Raw genomic sequence first — 19,160 nt, forward strand, 5'->3', positions numbered from 1 at the left:
ACCCGGTCCCGCCCGAAGAAGCCCTGCTGACCATGCGCGTCATCGACGCCGGCCTTCGCAGCGCCCGCGAGCGGCGCGAAGTCATCCTCGGATAGCGTGGACCGCCTCGACCAGCCGGTCGAGATCGGCGGGCGTGGACAGCCGGTGATCCCCGCCCTCGATCAGGTCCAGCCGCACATCGCCGCCCTTCAGCCGCTCGACAAGTTCGATCGCGTGGGTCCAGGGCACGGTCGCATCCGCCCGGCCCTGAAGGATATGGACCGGCGCCGCGATGCCGATGGGCCCGTCCAGCAACATCCAGCCCTTCGCCTCCTCGAACATGGTCCGGGTCAGGGCATAGGCGCCCAGACCCTCTTCGACCACCACCGTTTCCCCGTCTCTCAGGATCGCCTGCCGTTCATGATCCGCCAGCCCCGGCCACATCAGCCGTTCGGTGAAATCCTGGGCCGGATTGACGAGCACCAGCCCGGCCACCGCGTCCGGCCTCGCCAGCGCCGCCAGCAGGGCGATCCACCCGCCCATCGACGACCCGACCAGCACCACCTGCCCCGGGATGCTGTCGATCACCGCCACCGCGTCCTCGCGCCACCGCCCGATGGTGGCCGCCTTCCAGTCCCCGCTGGACCGGCCATGGGCGAAATGATCGTACCTCAGGAAGGCCCACCCCCGCGCCTTCGCCGCCGCCTCCAGCGCCAGGGCCTTGGTCCCCTCCATGTCCGACCGGAAGCCGCCGATCCAGATCACCGTCGGCCCCTCCCCCGACACCTGCTTGTAGGCCAGCGTCTCGCCGTCCGGCCGGCGGATGAAGCGGTGGGCGTCGTCGTTGTCGGCGTCGGTCAAGTCGGGTCCTGTCCAGTTCGGCGCGGTTGGCGATCCGGTCGCGGCTCGCGTATGAGCGCACCATGCCCGCAACGCCCCGCGCACCGATAGTCCTGTTCGTAACCTCCAACCGCATCGGCGACTGTGTGATCTCGTCCGGGATCATCCGCGAGATCAGCCGCCAGTTGCCGGGCGCCCGGATCACCGTCGCGGCCGGTCGCCCCCCCGCCCCCTTCTTCCGCGCCGCGCCCGGCGTGGTCCGCACCATCGTGCTCGACAAGAAGAAGGCCGCCGGCCACTGGCTGGACCTGTGGAAACAGGTCGTCGGGACCCAGTGGGACCTGGTGATCGACATCCGGGGCTCGGCACTCAGCTATCTGATCCCGGCAAAGCGCCGCGTGATCTACAACCGCTCGTGGGAGACCGGCCTGCGCAAGGTCGAGATGGTCTCGCGCCTTATCGGATCGGACGTGCCGCTCGATCCGGAGATCTGGCTGGACGATCAGGCGCGCGCACAGGCTGCCGCCGTCATCGACCCGCAACGGGCGATGGGCCCAGGGCCGGGCCCGATCCTCGCCCTCGCCCCCATCGCCCATCAACCTGGCAAGAGCTGGCCCGCCGAGCGCTGGGGCCAGCTGGTCGCGCGGTTGATGGCCGAGCCGCGTTTCGACGGCTGGCGCTTCATGCCCGTCGGCGGCCCCGGCGACCGGCCGCCCGCGACCCCGGCCCTCGAGACGGCCGGAGACCGCGCCATCGACTTCGTCGGCAAGGGCGACATACTGGCCTCCGCCGCCGCGATCGACCGGGCGGCCCTGTTCGTCGGCAACGATTCCGGCCTGATGCACGTCGCAGCCGCCCTGGGCCGGCCGACACTGGGTCTGTTCGGTCCGACCGAGTGGTGGCTTTACGGCCCGTGGGGCCCGCGCACCCGCACCGTGGCCTCCAACGAGACGCGCGGCCAGTTCGCCCCGATCGAGGACCTGAGCGTCGATCATGTGTTCGACGCCGTCCTGGCCCTGCACGATGACTTCATCGGCGCGGGCGAAGGCGCGAGGTGAGGCCGATCGCCCACCGGTCCGCCTTGTAAATCGGCGTCTTCAAGCGCATATAGCGCCCCTTGGGGAACGCGGCGCCAGACCGCGCGCTGACCCCTGCACGACCGACTTTCAGACTATTCAGACCTTTCAGACCCTTTTCGTCCACACAAGGAAACGACGCTCATTCGCCGTCCGATGAACCAGCCGCCCGTCAAGGATGGCCCCCCCATGAACCACGATATCCGCGCGCCGCGCGTTCTGCTCATCGATCAGAACGGCGAAAAGCAGGGCGTCATGCCGACGTCCGCAGCGCTGGAAGCCGCCGAAGAGGCAGGCATGGACCTGGTTCAGATCGTGTCCACCTCCGAACCGCCGGTGGCCAAGATCCTCGACTACGGCAAGTTCCGTTTCCAGGAGCAGAAGAAGAAGGCCGAGGCCAGGAAGCGCCAGAAGGTCGTCGAGCTCAAGGAAATCAAGCTGCGTCCCAACATCGACGTTCACGACTATGAGGTGAAGGCCAAGGCCATGCACCGCTTCTTCGACGAGGGCGACAAGGTCAAGGTGACGCTTCGCTTCCGCGGCCGCGAGATGGCCCACCCCGAACTGGGCATGAAGCTGTTGAACAAGGTCCAGGCCGACTTCGACGAGATCGCCAAGGTCGAATATGCACCCCGCATGGAAGGCCGCCAGATGATCATGATCCTGGCCCCGAAGTAGGGCCGGATTACCGTCCGAGACCCCAACGCCCCGGCCCACGCCGGGGCGTTTTTCGTTTGCGGGTCACCCGCCGCGCGTTACGGTTGCGCCCGAGTAGCGGGGGAGTTCGGGGATGATGGGTCGGCTGTCGCGAAGGGCTTCGCTGTGTCTGGCGATGGCAGCGATCCTCGGGGCCGGACCCGTCCTGGCACAGCAGCCTGCGCCTCCACCGCTATCGGCCTATGGGGCCCTGCCGGCGACCGAACTGGTGCAACTGTCGCCGTCCGGCGACCGGCTTGCCTTCATCACCGTGGTCGGGGAAGAGCGCCGCTTGGCCACCATCGATCTGACGACGAACCGCGGCCTGGGCGCTATCAGCGTCGGCGCGGCCAAGGTCCGCGACGTGGAGTGGATCGACGAGGAGCGGGTGCTGATCACCACCTCCAGCACCGAAAGCCTACCCCAGATCGGCCTGGACAAGAACGAGTTGTACATGGGCCAGGTCTTCAACCTGCCCAACCGCCGGGTGGTGCGGATGCTGGCTGCCACCCGCACCCTGTTCCCCGCCCTTCTGAGTGCTGTGCGCATACGACCCGGCGAAGACCGGCCCGACCTTTATGTCCGGGCCCATTCGTTCCAGGCACCGGGCGCGCTGGACCTGTATCGCGTCAATCCGGACACGGGCGGGGCTCGCCTGGCCGAGAGCATGACGCGCGACACCGACGACTTCATCCTGGACGACGGTGGCCGCAGCTTGGCCCGCAGTGTCTACAACGAACGGTCCCGAACCTGGAGCCTGCTGCTGCGCCAGGGCAGCCGGTTCAACGAGACCTGGCGCGTCTCCGCGCCGCTGGATCAGCCCGCCCTGATCGGCTTGGGCCTGACCGGCGAGAGCGTGATCGTCGCCGCAGACCGCCCGGACCTGCACCGCGAAGGCCGCGAGGACGCCGAGTTCTTCGACGTGAACATGGCCACCGGCGCCTGGCGGCCCGTAAGGTTCGAGTTCGATCCGGAAGATCTGCTGTTCCACCCGGTGACGCGGCGAATGATAGGGGCCAGTCGGTTGGAGAACACGGGGCGGCGGTATGTCTTCGCCGACGAGGCCGCCGGGCTGCTGTGGGCCAGTATCGAACAGTCCCTGCCAGGGGTCGCGCCCGAGCTGGTGAGCTGGAGCGACGACCTGCGCACCGCCGTGGTCTACACCAATGGGCCCGGGGATGCCGGGGCCTATCGGCTGATTGACCTGGACACGCGGGAGCTCCGATCGGTGGGCCACGCCTACGTTGACATCGCGCCGGAACAGGTGGCTTCGATCCAGCCGATCCAGTTCAAGGCCGCCGACGGCCTCGACCTCCATGGCTACCTGACCACGCCACCCGGCGGAGCAGCGCGCAACCTGCCCCTGGTCGTGCTCGCCCACGGTGGGCCGGCGAGCCGCGATGTCATGGGATTCGACTGGTGGTCCCAGGCCCTGGCTTCGCGCGGTTATGCGGTGCTTCAGGTCAATTTTCGGGGCTCGACCGGATACGGCCAGGCCTTCATGGAGGCCGGTTACGGCGAATGGGGCCGCAAGATGCAGACCGACCTTTCGGACGGGGTGCGCCATCTCGCCGCCCAGGGGATCATCGATCCAGAGCGCGTCTGCATCGTCGGTGCCAGCTACGGCGGCTATGCGGCGCTGGCCGGGGCCACCCTGGACAAAGGCGTCTATCGCTGCGCCGTTTCGGTGGCGGGGGTGGCGGACCTGCGCGACATGGTCGCCTATGCCGCCGAGCGCGGCGAACGACGCGACAACAGTACCGTGCGCTACTGGAACCGGTTCATGGGCGGCGACGGCCCCGGTGACCGGTCGATGGACGCCCGCTCTCCGGCCCGTCAGGCCGCCTCGGCCGACGCGCCGATCCTGCTGATCCATGGTCGCGACGACGTCGTGGTGCCGATCGCCCAGAGCCGGTCCATGGCCAGCGCCCTGCGTCGCGCAGGCAAGCCGCATGAGTTCATCGAACTGGATGGCGAGGATCACTGGCTTTCGCGCGCCGACACCCGCACCCGGATGCTCACCGAGACTGTTCGGTTCCTGGAGGCGAACAATCCGGCGCGCTAGAAACGGGGCCGTGAGCCAGACTCGGCTTGCCTTTGCGGGTGGTTTCGCCTACTAGCCGCGCCTTCGCCTACGAACCGCCGGGCTAATGGCATGCCTTGGCGGTTCTCGAACCGGGAAACTCAACTTTGGGCTCAAGTAGCCCGAAGGGCGGTAGCCCCCTCAAGATGAGAGTGAAAATGCCGAAACTGAAGACGAAGTCGGGCGCCAAGAAGCGCTTTTCTTTCACTGCGACGGGCAAGGTAAAGTCCGGCGTTGCGGGCAAGCGTCACCGCTTGATCAGCCACAACTCCAAATACATCCGTCAGAACCGCGGCACCAAGGTCATGGCCGACGCCGACGCCAAGAAGATCAAGTCCTACATGCCCTACGCGTAAGCGTAGCGCAGCAGCACTGACCTCCACACCGCATCGTCGCACTGAACAGAAATCAGGCGGCCCTCAAGCAGCAAGCGCCCCGCTTTTCAAGATTTGGGTCGCGCGCATCAGGGCCCCTTCCGAAGGAAAAACATCATGGCTCGCGTAAAAAGGGGCGTCGTATCGCACGCCCGCCACAAGAAGGTTCTCGAACAGGCCAAGGGCTTCTCGGGTCGCCGCAAGAACACCATCCGCACGGCCAAGGCCGCCGTCGACCGCGCGGGGCAATACGCCTATCGCGACCGCCGCACGAACAAGCGCAACTTCCGCGCCCTGTGGATCCAGCGCATCAACGCCGCCGCCCGCCAGGAAGGCTTCACCTACTCGCAGTTCATCCATGGCCTGGGCCTGGCCGGCATCGAGCTGGACCGCAAGGTCCTGGCCGCGATCGCCGCCGATGAAACCGGCTTCAAGGCCATCGCCGACAAGGTCCGCGCCGCCCTGGCGTAAGACTGTTCGGTCTACCGATCTGAAACGCCCGTCCCGGTCTCCGGGGCGGGCGTTTTCGATTCAGGCCGCGACCCTGGCCGTGTCGGAGGCCTCGGCGTCGCGCGACAGCGCCCGTCGCATGGCGTCCAGCAACAGGTCGGGCTGGATCGGCTTCTGGACGACCCCGTCCATGCCGGCCGCAAGATAGGTCGAGGCGTCGCGCTCATCGGCGTTGGCCGTCAGGGCGATGATCGGCACGGACGCGACCGGGCCGCCGAGGCTTCGGATGGCCCGGGTCGCGGCGACCCCGTCCATGACGGGCATCTTGATGTCCATCAGGATCAGATCGAATGCTCCGACCCGGGCCGCCTCGACGGCCTCGCGGCCGTTGTGCGCGGTTTCGGCCGTGGCCCCGAACATCTCCAGCAGGTTGCAGGCGACGAACCGGTTGGTGGCGTTGTCGTCGACGACCAGGACATGGACGGTCTCGTGTGGTGTCGGCTCCGCGCGCTCCTCGCGACCGTCGCGGCGGTCCGGGTCGGCGCGGTTCAGGACGACCACCGCCCGGAAGCGCGCGCCGCCGCCGGGCGCCTCTTCCAGCACGATCGAACCGTCCATCGATTCGGCGATCTGGCGACAGATGGCCAGACCCAGTCCGGCACCGGCTCCCGACCGACTGGCGGCTCCGGTGTTAAAGGGCTGGAAGATGTTGGCGGCGGCGCCTTCGGGCACGCCCGGTCCCGTATCGTCCACCGTCATCTCGACCGCGACGCGGCCCGCGACCGTCCGGCCCGCGATGGACACGGTGACGCCCCCCGCCTCGGTGAACTTGAGCGCATTGCCGATCAGATTGTTGAGCATCTGCTTCAGACGCATCCCGTCGGCAATGATCCAGTCGCAATCCTCGACGTCCGTCAGGACCTGGAACCGCAGCGCCTTCTCCTCGGCCCGCGCGCGCCAGAGGCGATCCAGATCCCCGGCAAGGGCGACCAGATCGACCGGTTCGAGATCCAGCGTCATCATCCCGGCCCCGGCGCGCGACATGTCCAGGGCGTCGGTCAGCAGCCGCAGCAGGGATTCGCCTGAGTCGAGAATGGTGCGGACATAGGGCTGCAGCTCCGCCTGTTCCAGCTTGCGCTCCATCAGGGCCGCGACGCCCAGCACCCCGTTCAGAGGCGTGCGGATTTCATGGCTCATGACCGCCAGAAACTCGGACTTGGCGCGGCTGGACGCGGACGCTTCGGATTCCGCCACGGCGAGGTTGTGGTTCAGGGCCTCCATTTCCGCCGCGCGCTGACGATAGAGGGCCGCGCCGGCCCGCATCAGATGCAGGGCCGACCCGACACCGAGATATCGACCGTCCCGAACCACGATGAAGCCGCCCAGCAGGGCACCCAGCTCGGCGTCGTCCAGGGTCTGGAAGAAGATGTCGGCGCTGGTGTCCGCTTCGGCCACCCGCGCATCGGCGTCCATCAGACTTTGAGCAGGGCGACGCGCGTAGAGGGCGCGGCCGAACTCCGCAGCCATCCTCAAGGTGAAGGCGTTGCGCTCTATGAGGCCCAGGGGCCGGCCTTCCTCATCGACAACGGCGATGGCGAGGGTGTTGGGTTCCGACTGAAAGCGATCGAAGACCAGGGCACCCGGCGCATCGGGCGCGACGGGGGCGATCGCCTCGACGTAGTCCCCAATCCTGGCCATGCACCCTCCCTGTTCCCCCTCAGCCTATGGGCCCCAACTTAATGGCGGCTTTGCCGGAGACGAAGGTTTCGTGGCAGTTCGGTGAAATCGGGCGGGGATCAACCGGGCGAGACGCCTACCGCTCCATGACCAGACAGGTCGAGGTCGCCGTCGCGTACAGCTTGCCGTCCAGGCCGCGCAGGTCGGCTTCGGAAAAGGCGGCGCGGCGGCCCATCTGGACGATGCGGCCGACGGCCCGCACCGGCGTGCCGGCCGTCAGGGCCTTGTGGAAGACGGTCTTGAGTTCCAGCGTCGTATAGGCCTGGGTGGGGCTCAGCATCGAATGCACCACACAGCCGCAGGCCGAATCGAGCACCGTCGCCATCCAGCCGCCGTGGACCGTGCCCAGCGGATTATAGACGGCGCGGGTCGGCGTGGCCTCGAACACGACCCGGCCTTCCTCGACCTCGATCAGCGAGAACCCTACCGTCTCGGCGATTGGCGCGATCTCGCCCTCCCCCGACATCGCCAGACGCAACTGGGCGATCCCCGACAGGGCAGCGATATCGGCTGCAGCGGATTCGGACACGGGCTCGCTCCGGAGAGGAAACGTCAAGTCCGTTTACAATAAGGACGCACCTGCTGGTGGCAAGCGATATCGTGCCAGCCTGCGCTCAAGCCGTGAGACACCGCCGCGCGAACGGTAGCGCCCTGAGGCTTACAAGCCCGGCAGCTTGAACCCGCTGGAGCGGCGCGGCTGGATCGCGATGCCCGACGTGTTGCCGGTCAGGGCCTGGAGCCGGGCGTTCTCGGTGGCGGCGTCGATGGTCACGGCACCGGACGAGGTCTGGGCCGTGGTCGGGGCCTGGGAGGCCGCGTCGTCCTTGCGCCAGAACATGACGCGGTTGGCGAAGCTCTCTTCCTTGTGGGTCAGGTCGCCGAACTCGTCGTCGACGACATAGCGGGCCAGGGGGTCGGCGCGGTCGGCACCGGCGGCGGTGACCAGAGCCTGTTCGCCCGGCGTGCGGGTGATCGACTGGCGCTGACCCAGCAGGATCTGACGCGCGGCGCTCTCGGGGGCCAGTTCCTGGGGCCGGGGCTGGCCGGGCGAGGGCGGGCGCAGGCCATATTCAGGCGGCACGCTGAGCGGGGCGGTCGAGACGGTGACGAACTCGTCGGGCACGACCTTGGTCAGGCCGATCGACTGGCGCATCCCCTGGCAGGCGCCCAGCGACAGGGCGGACACGGCCAGCAGGGACACAATCCCGGTGCGGACGAAGGTTGCGGTGGTCATCATGGTTCGCTTCGGTTCCGGACCCGACTGACGCGGGCTATGCAGATCGAAAAGGCAAAGAGCGGCTGATTACGCCTTTTCGTGGGCCGCGCCAACCGCAGGCGTCTTTCGCTCGGACAGGACGCTGTCGAGGATCAACAGGACGACGCCGACCGTGATGGCGCTGTCGGCGACATTGAACACCCAGGGAAACAGGCCGGTCGACGAGAAGTCGATGAAATCGATGACCCAGCCGAAGCGGATCCGGTCGATCGCATTGCCCAGCGCCCCGCCGATGACCAGGCCGATGGCGGTGATCAGCAACCGCCGGTCCGCCTGGGTCGCCCACCAGGCCAGACCCGCCGCCACCGCGACGGAAAAGACGCTCAGCAGCCAGCGCGCCTCGCCCCCGCCGAACAGGCCGAAGCTGACGCCCTGATTCTGGACGAATGTGAATTTCAGAACGCCCGGGATAACGACCCCGAAAAGATAGCCTTCCGGCACCATACGAATGTCATCGACCCCCGCCGCACCCAGCAGCCAGGCCTTGGTCAGCTGGTCCAGGACGATGACCACCAGGGCAAAACCATAGGCGGCCCAGGCGATGCGGGGGATATTCAGACGCGGGGTCGGGGTCGAAACTGTCATGCGGCGTGCTGGTTAGCAGGGCCGTCGCGGCGCGACCAGACCACTAGCGCCTGGTGAACCGCTTGGCGTCGGCCGCCAGGCTGGAGCCCCAGTCCGACTTTTCCTGCGCCGGCTCGGCATGGAACGGCAGTTCGCCGGCGACACCGCGCAGGGCCAGCGCGAGCGGAAGGGCCAGATGCGGCAAAAGGCGCAGGGGCTTCCTGCGCTTGTCGGTGACGTCCCATCCCTCGGCCTCAAAGGCCTCGGACATGTCCGCGGGCGCAAGGGTCTCGATCCCGTCCCAGTCGTCGGGGCGCACGGTCGCCTCCGCCGCATCCAGCGACAGGCCGAAGATGGCGATGGACAGGGCGTCGATCTCGTCCCGGCCCTCCGGCACATCCGGATCGGCGAAGCGTGGCTTCATCAGCGCCTTGAGCTCGAGATCATCGACGCCGGGCAGGTCTCGCAGTGTTCGCAGGGTCATGCGTCAGGATACCGCTCGATTCCCGGCGAGGCCAGCCGCCCCGAAATCCGTGGCGACATCAAACATTACGGCGACGTAACTTTGCGCGCGGCCCTGCGTTGCTACGGTCGGCGACCGTTGCCTTCGGAGTTCCCCCATGATCCGTCCCGCCCTGTCACGCACGCTCGCCGTGGGTTGCTCCGTCCTCGCGCTGAATCTGGGTTTGGGCCTGGGTCTCGCCGCGCCCGCCCTCGCGCAACAGTCGTCCGCCCGGCTGGAGGCCCTGACGCCGCCGCCGCTGGAATATGCGCACCGGACCCTTGGCAATGGATTGAACGTCTATTCCATGCCCGACCCGACGGCCGGGACCGTCACCATCCAGGTCTGGTACGACGTCGGCGGCAAGGACGATCCGCAAGGCCGTTCGGGCTTCGCCCACCTGTTCGAGCACATCCTCAGCCGCAAGACCGTCAACCTGCCCTACGGCATGATCTCGACCATGGTCGAGAACGCCGGCGGCACCCGCAACGCCTCGACCAGCCAGGACTTCACCAACTACTACGAGACCGTCCCGCCCCAGTATCTGGAGCAGATGCTGTGGACCCACGCCGAGCGCATGGCGCGCCCCGTCGTCGATCAGGCCGTGTTCGAGGCCGAACGGTCGATCGTGAAGGAGGAGCTGCGCCAGAACGTGCTGGCACCCCCCTATGGCCGGTTCGGGCGTTTCGTGATCGGCGACAATTCGTTCGACGACAGCATCTATCGCCGCTCGGTCATCGGCTCGATCGAGGAGCTGGATTCGGCGCAGCTTCCCGACGCCCTGGCTTTCCATGAAGCCTACTACCGGCCCGCGACCGCGACCCTGATCGTGTCCGGCAATTTCGACCCGGCCCAGCTGGACCGTTGGGTCGATCAGTATTTCACCGACATCGACAATCCCGGCCGCCCGGTGCCGCGGTTCGCCCGCCGCCCGGTCGAGCCCCGCACGGCCCCGCGCTCGGTCGTGGCCTATGCGCCCAACGTACCCCTGCCGGCCATCGCCGCGATCTATCAGGGCGTGGCCGACGCCAGCCCCGACACCGCCGCGCTGGAGGTGATGTCGGCGGTCATGTCGCGCGGCGAGAGCTCGCGCCTGTACAAGGCGCTTGTCTATGAAAAGCAGCTCGCGGCCTCCGCCTTCCTCAGCGCCCAGGGCCAGGAAGAGGCCGGATCGATCGTGGCCCAGGTCACGGTGGCGCAAGGCAAGGCCGTCGAGGATGCCGAGGTCGCGCTGAACCTCGAACTGGACCGCATCCGCAACGAACCGATCACGGCCACCGAACTCGCCGAGGCCCAGACCGAGATCCTGGCCTCGGACCTGCGCCAGCGCGAGACCTCGTCCGGCCGTGCCTTCATCCTCGGCCGCGTGCTGATCGCCCAGAACGACCCCAAGGCCGCCGACGAGCGGATCGCCGCTATCAAGGCCGTGACCATCGCCGACGTCCAGCGCGTCGCCCGCACCTATCTGAACGAGAACGCCCGGGTCTCCGCCCGCTATCTGGACCAGAGCCAGGCCCCGGCCGGCACGCCCGCGTTTGACGAACAGACCGGCTGGCGCAACCCGGCCCCCATGCCCGCCTTCCTGACCGTTCCGCCGGCCATCCTGCCGCCCAACGAACTCCTGCCCGAAGGTCAGCGCCAGGCCGCGCCGACGCCCGGCGCCGCGCGGCCGATGGCGGCCCCCGTGATCGCCGAGCGCACCCTGTCCAACGGCCTGCGGGTCATCGTGGCCCGGTCCACCGACCTGCCGATCATGAATGCCCAGCTGGTCGTCAATGGAGGGGCGGCGGGCGATCCCGCCGATCGGCCGGGCCTGGCCTCCATGACCGCCGCCTTGGCGACCCAGGGTGCCGGTGGCCGTACGGCCCCCGAGATCGCCTCGACGCTTGAGGCCCTGGGCGCCAACATCGGCGGCGGGGCGGGCGCGGATTCGACCAGCCTGTTCGTCTCGGCCCCGACTGCCTCGGCCGATGCCGTGGGCGCCGTCCTGGCCGATGTCGTCCAGCGCCCGACCTTCGAGGCGGCAGAGGTCGAACGCTCGCGCACCCGCGCCGTCAACGCCCTGCGCGTCGCCTTGCGCCAGCCCGGCCCGATCGCGTCCCAGGTCCTGGCCCGCGTGGCCTACGGCGACGCCGCCTATGGCGCGCCGTCCGGCGGCACCATCGCCTCGCTGGGTGCCCTGACCCGCGATGAGATCGTGGCCTCGCACCAGCGCTGGTGGCGGCCCGACAACGCTGCCCTGATCATCACCGGCAACATGACCGCAGAGGAGGGCTTCGCCTTCGCCGAGAAAACGCTCGGGTCCTGGGCCAAGCCGTCCGGCGCGGTTCCGACCACTCCGACCCGTGCCGGTGCCCCCCTGCCGCCCCGGGTGATCGTCGTCGATCTGCCCGGTTCGGGTCAGGCGGCGGTCACGGCGGCCGTACCCGGCCCGCGCCGTGGCGACCCGACCTTCTATCCCCTGTCGGTCGCGGGCGCCGTGATCGGAGGCGGCCAGAACGGTCACCTGTTCCAGGAGGTCCGCGCCAAGCGGGGCCTGAGCTACGGCGCCTATGCCTCAGTCGCGGCGCGCCGCGACGGCGGCCTGCTCACCGCCACCACCCAGACCAAGAACGAAAGCGCGTCCGAGGTCGTCGATCTGGTCCTGGCCGAACTCGACCGGCTGGTCACCGAACCGGTCACGGAGACGGCGGTCAAGGATCGCGAGACCTTCCTGACCGGCGGCTTCTCGCGCGGGATCGAGACGACCGGGGGCCTGGGCGGCTTCATCGCCGACGCCGTGACCTACGGCCTGCCGCTCGACGAAAGCACCGCCTACGCCGGCAAGATCGAGGCGACCACGCCGGAAAGCCTTCAGGCGGTGGCGCGCTCCACGCTGGGAGCCGAGCGCGCCTATGTCGTGGTGGTCGGCGAGTCGTCGCTGTTCGTCGACCAGCTGCGCGCCAAACACCCCGACCTGGTGGTCATTCCGTCCTCGCAGCTCGACCTGGGGTCGGCGGGGCTGGGGGTTCAATAAATCTTTCGCTCATCCCGGCGGAAGCCGGGACCCAGTGATTTGGGCGATGATCGCTTCCGGTTGAATACGTCCGCGATCCCGCGCACTGCCTCACGAAAGAACTGGGTCCCGGCTTTCGCCGGGATGAGCGGAGATAGTTTTAGCCCTTCGGCAAGCCCTCGAGCTGCCCGCGCAGCATCTGCAGGATCGCGGAGAAGTCCCGGCCGCCATACCCCTGCCGCTCGAACAACTGGAATAACGCCTCCGACTGCGCCCCCAGCGGGGTCGAGGCCCCCGACTTGGCCGCCGCGTCCTGTGCCAGCTTCAGGTCCTTGAGCATCATGGCCGTGGCGAACCCGCCGTCATAGTTGCGGTTGGACGGCGCCGTCGGCACCGGCCCGGGCCAGGGATAGTAGCTCGACACGCTCCAGCTCTGCCCCGACGACTTCGATGCGATATCGAAGAACTTGACCGGGTCCAGCCCCAGCTTCTCGGCCAAGGCCACGGCCTCGCAGGTGCCGATCATGGTGATGCCCAGGATCATGTTGTTGCAGATCTTGGCCGCCTGCCCCGCGCCGTGGTCGCCCGCACGCATGGTGACCCGGCTCATGGGTTCCAGCGCAGCCTCGATGCGGGCGAACTCGGCCTCGTCGCACCCGACCATGAAGGCCAGGGTCCCGGCGTCGGCCGCCACGGTCCCGCCCGACACCGGCGCGTCGGCGAACACATAGCCCGCCTCGGTCGCCAGGCCCGCGACCTTCCGCGCCGTATCCACGTCGATGGTCGAACAATCCAGCAGCAGGGCCGACGACGGCGCCGCCCCGATGATCTGCTCTGAATAGACCTTCAACACGTGCGGCCCGGCGGGCAGCATGGTGATGACCACCTCGGCATCCCTGACCGCCTCGGCGACCGAGGCGACCGGCGTGCAACCGGCGGCCGACGCACGCTCCAGCGCCGCCTGCGACAGGTCGAACGCGGCGACCTCATGCCCCGCCTTCGCCTGGTTCGCGGCCATACCGCCGCCCATGTTTCCCAGGCCGATGAATGCGATCTTCATGGTGTTCCTCCCGTGGCCGTCTTGGGACGGCGCTATCAGTTGCGTCAGCGGCCCTTGGTTCGGGCGTCTTCCAAATCCTGCACGTTGCTCAAGATCGGCAGGTCGAGAATATCGTCAGGCTCGTAGCGAAATACCGCTGGCTGAGTGAGATACAGGATCGCCGACACCTGCTTCATCGCCAGCAAGAGAGCCCCGGCAGAATCAACTCCCACCCCGTATCCCGTTGTTGCCGTGCCATCAGGCCAGACAATCCGGTGCTCGCAGCGCCAATCACCTCGATCCTGCTGCGGGCGATCCCACGACACCTTGATCGAACGAACGACGCCGTCGATGGTCGTGTTGAACTCGCGCTCGCAGACCACGTCGCTCACTGGCGAAGCATTTCCCGCGCGGTGATGACCCGCATGATCTCGTTGGTGCCTTCTAGGATGCGGTGGACCCGCAAATCCCGCACGATCCGCTCCAGCGGATAGTCCTTCAGGTAGCCGTAACCGCCGTGCAGTTGCAGGGCCTCATCGGCGATCTGGAAACAGGCGTCGGTGGCCAGCCGCTTGGCCATGGCGCACCATTTGGTTTTTTCCGGATGATCGGTGTCGATGGCCCAGGCCCCGCGCAGCACCATCAGACGGGCGGCCTCCAGATCGGTCGCCATGTCGGCCAGCTTGAACTGGGTGTTCTGAAACTCGGCCAGGGCCTTGCCGAACTGTTTGCGGGTCGTGACGTAGTCCTGCGCCGTTTCCAGCGCCAGCCGCGCCCCGCCCAGCGAACAGGCGGCGATGTTCAGCCGTCCACCGTCCAGACCCATCATCGCATAGCGGAACCCGTCGCCCTCCTTGCCCAGCAGATTGGCCGCCGGGATGCGACAGTCGTCGAACTGGACGATGGCGGTCGGCTGGGCGTTCCAGCCCATCTTCTTCTCCTGGGCCCCGAACGACAGACCGGGCGCATCCTTGTCCACGACGAAGGCCGAGATGCCCCTGGGGCCCGGCTCGCCGGTGCGAGCCATGACGACATAGACGTCCGACGTCCCGGCGCCCGAGATGAAGGCCTTTGAGCCGTTCAGGACCCATTCGTCGCCTTGCAGCACCGCGCTGGTCCGCATCGCCGCCGCGTCCGACCCGGAGCCCGGCTCGGTCAGGCAGTAGGAGGCGATGGTCTCCATGGTCGTCAACGACGGGACATAGCGGCCGCGCAGGTCGTCCGACCCGAACCGGTCCACCATCCACGTCGCCATGTTGTGGATCGAGATGAAGGCCGCGACCGACACATCGCCCCGCGCCAGCTCCTCGAAGATGATCGCCGCCTCGACCCGACCCAGCGCCAGACCGCCGTGCTCCTCGCCCGTGTAGATGCCGCAGAACCCCATCTCCGCCGCCTGACGCATGACGTCGACGGGGAAATGTTTGGTCTCGTCCCACTCCGCCGAGTTCGGCAGCAGCAGGTCCTGCGCAAAGGCGCGCGCCGCGTCCTGGATCGCGCGCTGATCGTCGTTGAGGGCGAAGTCCATGTGTCGGTCCTACTCCGTCATTCATTCACCGCCGTCATCCTCGGACTTGATCCGAGGATCGGACCGTCGGCAGGCGGTGAAGCGAAGGGACGCACGATCGTTTGTGCGAACCCGGCAGCTCACCACCCGCACCACGTCCGGCCCTCGGGTCAAGCCCGAGGGTGACGGCGTTTGGTTCAGGCCATCGTCGGAATGACGAACGAACTGTCTGCGTGCTCCAGCTCTGAGTCCGGCCAGCGCGCCGTGACCGTCTTGACCTTGGTCCAGAACTTGAGGCCTTCCATGCCGTGCTGGTTGGTGTCGCCGAAGGCAGACCGCTTCCAGCCGCCGAAGGTGTGATAGGCCACCGGCACCGGGATCGGGACGTTGATGCCGACCATGCCAACGTTGACGCGGGCGGCGAAATCCCGCGCCGCGCGGCCGTTCTGGGTGAAGATGGCGACGCCGTTGCCGTACTGGTGCTTGGAGGGCAGGCTCAGCGCCTCCTCGAAGCTGGCGGCGCGGACGATCTGGAGGACGGGGCCGAAGATCTCCTCCTTGTAGGATTCCATCTCGGTCGTGACGTTGTCGAACAGGGACGGGCCGATGAAGAAGCCTTTCTCGTAGCCTTGCAGCGAGAAATCGCGGCCGTCCACGACCAGTTCGGCGCCCTCGCGCACGCCGGTCTCGATCCAGCCGGCGATCTTGTCGCGGTGGGTCTGGGTGACGACGGGGCCGTAGTGGGCCCCCGCGTCGGTCGAGACGCCGACCCGCATGGTGGGGATCTCTGCGACCATCCGCTCGCGCAGTTCATCAGCGGTCTTCTTGCCGACGGGAACGACGACCGGCAGGGCCATGCAGCGCTCGCCGGCCGAGCCGTAGGCGGCGCCCGACAGGTCCTTGATCACCTGATCCATGTCGGCGTCGGGCAGGACGATGCCGTGGTTCTTGGCCCCGCCCATGGCCTGGACCCGCTTCCCGTTGGCGGCACCCAGCTGGTACACATAATGGGCGATGTCGGACGAGCCGACGAAGCTGACGGCGTGGACCTGGGTGTGTTCCAGGATGGCGTCGACCGCCCCCTTGTCGCCATGGACGACGTTCAGCACGCCCTTGGGCGCCCCCGCCTCCATCATCAGCTCGGCCAGTCGGACCGGCACCGACGGATCGCGCTCGGACGGCTTGAGGATGAAGGTGTTGCCGACCGCGATGGCCACGCCGAACATCCACATCGGGATCATGGCCGGGAAGTTGAACGGGGTGATGCCCGACACCACGCCCAGCGGCTGGCGCATCGAATAGACGTCGATGCCGGGGCCGGCGCCCCAGGTGTATTCGCCCTTCAGCGCATGCGGGATGCCACAGGCGAACTCGATGACCTCCAGCCCCCGCTGGATGTCGCCCTTGGAATCCGCGACCACCTTGCCGTGCTCGGACGACAGCAGTTCGGCCAGCTCCTGCATATTGGCCTCGACCAGCCGCTTGAACTCGAACATCACCCGCGCGCGGCGCTGGGGGTTGGTCGAGGACCAGCCTTCGAACGCGGCCTGGGCCGACTGAACGGCACGGTCCATCTCCGACACCGAGGCCAGCTGCACCCGCGCCTGGACCTCGCCCGTGTTGGGATTGAACACATCCGCGAACCGCCCCGAGGCCCCGATGAAGCTCGCGCCGTCGATGAAGTGGTTGATGTCGCGCATGGCGAGGCTCCCTGAAACCGGTTCTGTTCGTTGGCCTTGGTCTAGCAGGCCGACGACGGCGGCGGCATTGCAAATTTGCAGTGACAGGTCCGCGTAATCGCAGCGATCAGCGTGGCCGATCCTTCTCCTGCGTCACCTGAAATCTTCGCTAGGCTGGTTGCAGAGGAAACGCCCGGAGAGGCCCGATGACCCAGACCGCCCACCGCCTGATGACGCTCAGATCCGATCCGGGTGCCACCCTGATCGACGCCGTCCCGGCCGCCGACCTGGCCGAGGGCGAGGCCGTGCTGGCGCTGGACCGGTTCTCGCTGACAACCAACAACATCACCTATGCGGCCTACGGCGACGCCATCGGCTACTGGAAGGTCTTCCCGACCGGACGCGACGACCATGGCCTGATGCCCGTCTGGGGCTTCGCCGATGTGGTGGCGTCGCGTGCCGAGGGCGTTGAGGTCGGTGCCCGGGTCTTCGGCTATTTCCCGATGGCGGAGACCCTGACGGTCCAGGCCGAAAAGGTCTCGAAGGGCGGATTCGCCGACGCCGCGCCGTGGCGAAAGGCGGTGCCCGACATCTACAACCGCTATGTCCTGTGCGCGGCCGATGCCAACTATGCCGCCGAACTGGAGAACGCCGAGGCGATCTTCCGGCCCCTTTTCATCACCTCCTATACGGCGGTGGATTTCCTCAGGGACCACGACTTCTTCGGCGCGAAACAGGTGGTGGTGTCCAGCGCCTCGTCCAAGACGGCCTACGGATCGGCCCACTGTCTGGTCGAGGACGAGGTGCGATTGATCGGCCTGACCGGTGCGCGCAACCGGGCCTTCGTCGAGGGACTGGGCGCCTATGACGCCGTCTATGGCTATGACGAGATCGAGATGCTGAAGACGGGGGTTCCGACCCTCTATCTCGATCTGGCGGGCGATCCGGGCTTACGGCGTCGCGTCCATGCCCATTTCGGCGCAGACCTGAAATATGACTGCCTCGTCGGTTCGACCCAGAGCGACGATTTCACCGGCGACGATCCCGACCTGGTAGGGCCCCGGCCGGTCTTCTTCTTCGCCGCCACCTGCCTGGACACGCACCGGGAGCGAGGCACGCTGCGGGCCTTCTACGACCGGTTCTTCGCCGACCAGCGCGCCTTCTTCGAGCGGGTCGTCGATCCGGCCTCGCCCTGGATCCGCATCGTCGAACATCACGGTCTGGAGGCGGCGGCCAGGGTCGTGCGCGATCTGGCCGACGGCCGCGCCGATGCGGCCGAGGGCGCGGTCGTCCGCCTCCGCGCCTGACATCAGGCTTGCATTCTCGCAGCAACCCCGCTGCAATCTGACAATGTTCGACTGGGACGACGTCCGCATCTTCATCGCCGCCGCCCGGGCCGGGTCTCTCGGAGGGGCGGCAAGTCGGCTCGGCATCGACGCCGCCACGGTCGGTCGCCGGGTGGCGCGGCTGGAAAGCGCGCTGAAATCGACACTGGTGGTCCGCTCGGCCCAGGGGCTGCAACTGACCGCCGCCGGCGCCCAGCTGCTTCAGGTCGGGCTGGAGGCCGAGACCGCCATGGACGCCGCAGGCCGCATCGCCCAGCCCGATGTCGTGGCCGGCACGGTCCGGATCAGCGCGTCCGAAGGGTTCGGCGGCGTTGTCCTGGCCCCCGCCCTGGCCGGCCTGCACGCCGCCCGCCCGGGACTGCGGATCGAGCTGGCGGCCAGTTCGGGCTTCCTGTCGCCCAGCCGGCGCGAGGTGGACATGGCCATCACCCTTAGCGCACCCGACAGCACCCGCCTGATCGTCGAGCCCCTGACCCCCTATCAGCTGGCCCTCTATGCCGCCCCCGCATACCTGACGCAGCGCGGCGCGCCGAACGGCATCGACGACCTCGGCGGCCACGACATCGTCGGCTATGTCGACGACCTGATCTATGCGCCCGAGCTGCGCTATCTGGACGAGGTCAAGCCCGGCCTGACGCCGCACCTGGCCTCATCCTCCATCCGGGCCCAGAGGGACATCATCGCGGGCGGCGGCGGCGTCGGCGTCCTGCCCTGTTTTCTGGCCGAGGGTCTGGAGCGCGTCCTGCCCGACGTCCTGCTCCAGCGCCGCTTCTGGCTCAGCACCCACCGCGAGGTCCACGACACCGCGCGCCTGCGGGCCGTGCGCGGCTGGGTCAAGGCGCTGTGCGACGCGAATGTGGGACGGCTGTCGCCGTATTGAATCCTCCCCCGCAGGCGATCGCTTCATCGAGAAGGGACCGTCAGAACACCTTCCTTCTCCCCTTGCGGGAGAAGGTGGCAGGCGGAGCCTGACGGATGAGGGGTGACGCCCGGTGTCCGACAGGAGGGCGAAATCCC

General features: G+C 67.8%; 18 protein-coding genes. 8 read left to right on the top strand and 10 right to left on the bottom strand.

Translation table 11 applies throughout. From position 1 onward, the window contains the following. Positions 1-81: 81 nt before the first annotated feature. A complete protein-coding gene (locus JHC99_RS01860) occupies positions 82-840 on the bottom strand; it encodes an alpha/beta hydrolase (protein WP_292151773.1) in 759 nt (252 codons plus the stop codon). A gap of 62 nt (positions 841-902) precedes the next feature. Between JHC99_RS01860 and JHC99_RS01865 the strand changes: the two genes are divergently transcribed. From JHC99_RS01865 to rplT, 5 genes are all read left to right on the top strand, one after another. Next, positions 903-1,877, top strand: coding sequence for a glycosyltransferase family 9 protein (locus JHC99_RS01865; RefSeq protein WP_292151774.1), 975 nt, complete (start codon positions 903-905; stop codon positions 1,875-1,877). Positions 1,878-2,051: 174 nt separating this feature from the next. After that, entirely contained in the window at positions 2,052-2,573 is a 522-nt protein-coding gene (gene infC, locus JHC99_RS01870) for a translation initiation factor IF-3 (RefSeq protein WP_271146351.1), read from the top strand. 154 nt (positions 2,574-2,727) lie between these two features. After that, entirely contained in the window at positions 2,728-4,656 is a 1,929-nt protein-coding gene (locus JHC99_RS01875) for a S9 family peptidase (RefSeq protein WP_292151775.1), read from the top strand. Positions 4,657-4,832: 176 nt separating this feature from the next. Next, on the top strand, positions 4,833-5,030 hold the full coding sequence (gene rpmI / locus JHC99_RS01880) for a 50S ribosomal protein L35 (protein WP_131250811.1): 198 nt from the start codon (positions 4,833-4,835) through the stop codon (positions 5,028-5,030). A gap of 135 nt (positions 5,031-5,165) precedes the next feature. Next, the gene (gene rplT / locus JHC99_RS01885) at positions 5,166-5,519 is read left to right on the top strand and encodes a 50S ribosomal protein L20 (protein ID WP_271146349.1); all 354 of its coding nucleotides are present in this window, start codon (positions 5,166-5,168) and stop codon (positions 5,517-5,519) included. 60 nt (positions 5,520-5,579) lie between these two features. On the opposite strand, the gene JHC99_RS01890 is transcribed toward rplT, so the two are convergent. The 5 genes from JHC99_RS01890 to JHC99_RS01910 form a co-directional block, all read right to left on the bottom strand. Further along, the gene (locus JHC99_RS01890) at positions 5,580-7,196 is read right to left on the bottom strand and encodes an ATP-binding protein (RefSeq protein WP_292151776.1); all 1,617 of its coding nucleotides are present in this window, start codon (positions 7,194-7,196) and stop codon (positions 5,580-5,582) included. 115 nt (positions 7,197-7,311) lie between these two features. Then, on the bottom strand, positions 7,312-7,764 hold the full coding sequence (locus JHC99_RS01895) for a PaaI family thioesterase (RefSeq protein ID WP_292151777.1): 453 nt from the start codon (positions 7,762-7,764) through the stop codon (positions 7,312-7,314). Between the two features lie 129 nt (positions 7,765-7,893). Then, positions 7,894-8,469: a DUF3035 domain-containing protein gene (locus JHC99_RS01900; RefSeq protein WP_292151778.1), complete on the bottom strand. Its 576-nt coding sequence runs from the start codon at positions 8,467-8,469 to the stop codon at positions 7,894-7,896. A gap of 69 nt (positions 8,470-8,538) precedes the next feature. Beyond that, positions 8,539-9,096 (bottom strand): signal peptidase II, encoded by a 558-nt coding sequence (gene lspA, locus JHC99_RS01905; RefSeq protein WP_292151779.1) that lies wholly within the window; start codon positions 9,094-9,096, stop codon positions 8,539-8,541. Between the two features lie 43 nt (positions 9,097-9,139). After that, positions 9,140-9,559, bottom strand: coding sequence for a hypothetical protein (locus JHC99_RS01910; RefSeq protein ID WP_292151780.1), 420 nt, complete (start codon positions 9,557-9,559; stop codon positions 9,140-9,142). Between the two features lie 136 nt (positions 9,560-9,695). Here JHC99_RS01910 and JHC99_RS01915 point away from each other — a divergent pair, with 136 nt between their 5' ends. After that, positions 9,696-12,593 carry a pitrilysin family protein gene (locus JHC99_RS01915; RefSeq protein ID WP_292151781.1) on the top strand — a complete coding sequence of 966 codons (2,898 nt, stop codon included), beginning with the start codon at positions 9,696-9,698 and terminating at the stop codon, positions 12,591-12,593. A gap of 139 nt (positions 12,594-12,732) precedes the next feature. Here JHC99_RS01915 and mmsB read toward each other — a convergent pair whose 3' ends face one another. The 4 genes from mmsB to JHC99_RS01935 form a co-directional block, all read right to left on the bottom strand. Next, the gene (gene mmsB, locus JHC99_RS01920; RefSeq protein ID WP_292151814.1) at positions 12,733-13,668 is read right to left on the bottom strand and encodes a 3-hydroxyisobutyrate dehydrogenase; all 936 of its coding nucleotides are present in this window, start codon (positions 13,666-13,668) and stop codon (positions 12,733-12,735) included. 8 nt (positions 13,669-13,676) lie between these two features. Next, complete coding sequence (locus JHC99_RS01925; RefSeq protein WP_292151782.1) at positions 13,677-14,003, bottom strand: hypothetical protein; 327 nt, start codon at positions 14,001-14,003, stop codon at positions 13,677-13,679. Continuing rightward, positions 14,000-15,139: an isobutyryl-CoA dehydrogenase gene (locus JHC99_RS01930; protein ID WP_292151783.1), complete on the bottom strand. Its 1,140-nt coding sequence runs from the start codon at positions 15,137-15,139 to the stop codon at positions 14,000-14,002. Before JHC99_RS01930 ends, JHC99_RS01925 begins: the two co-directional genes overlap by 4 nt. 176 nt (positions 15,140-15,315) lie before the next feature. Further along, on the bottom strand, positions 15,316-16,818 hold the full coding sequence (locus JHC99_RS01935) for a CoA-acylating methylmalonate-semialdehyde dehydrogenase (RefSeq protein ID WP_292151784.1): 1,503 nt from the start codon (positions 16,816-16,818) through the stop codon (positions 15,316-15,318). A 185-nt stretch (positions 16,819-17,003) separates the two neighbouring features. Here JHC99_RS01935 and JHC99_RS01940 point away from each other — a divergent pair, with 185 nt between their 5' ends. Beyond that, positions 17,004-18,104 carry a DUF2855 family protein gene (locus JHC99_RS01940; RefSeq protein WP_292151785.1) on the top strand — a complete coding sequence of 367 codons (1,101 nt, stop codon included), beginning with the start codon at positions 17,004-17,006 and terminating at the stop codon, positions 18,102-18,104. A 43-nt stretch (positions 18,105-18,147) separates the two neighbouring features. Continuing rightward, complete coding sequence (locus JHC99_RS01945) at positions 18,148-19,023, top strand: LysR family transcriptional regulator (protein WP_292151786.1); 876 nt, start codon at positions 18,148-18,150, stop codon at positions 19,021-19,023. Positions 19,024-19,160: the final 137 nt, after the last annotated feature.

This window comes from Brevundimonas sp., from assembly GCF_016463485.1.
In the GTDB taxonomy this organism is placed as follows: Bacteria; Pseudomonadota; Alphaproteobacteria; order Caulobacterales; family Caulobacteraceae; genus Brevundimonas.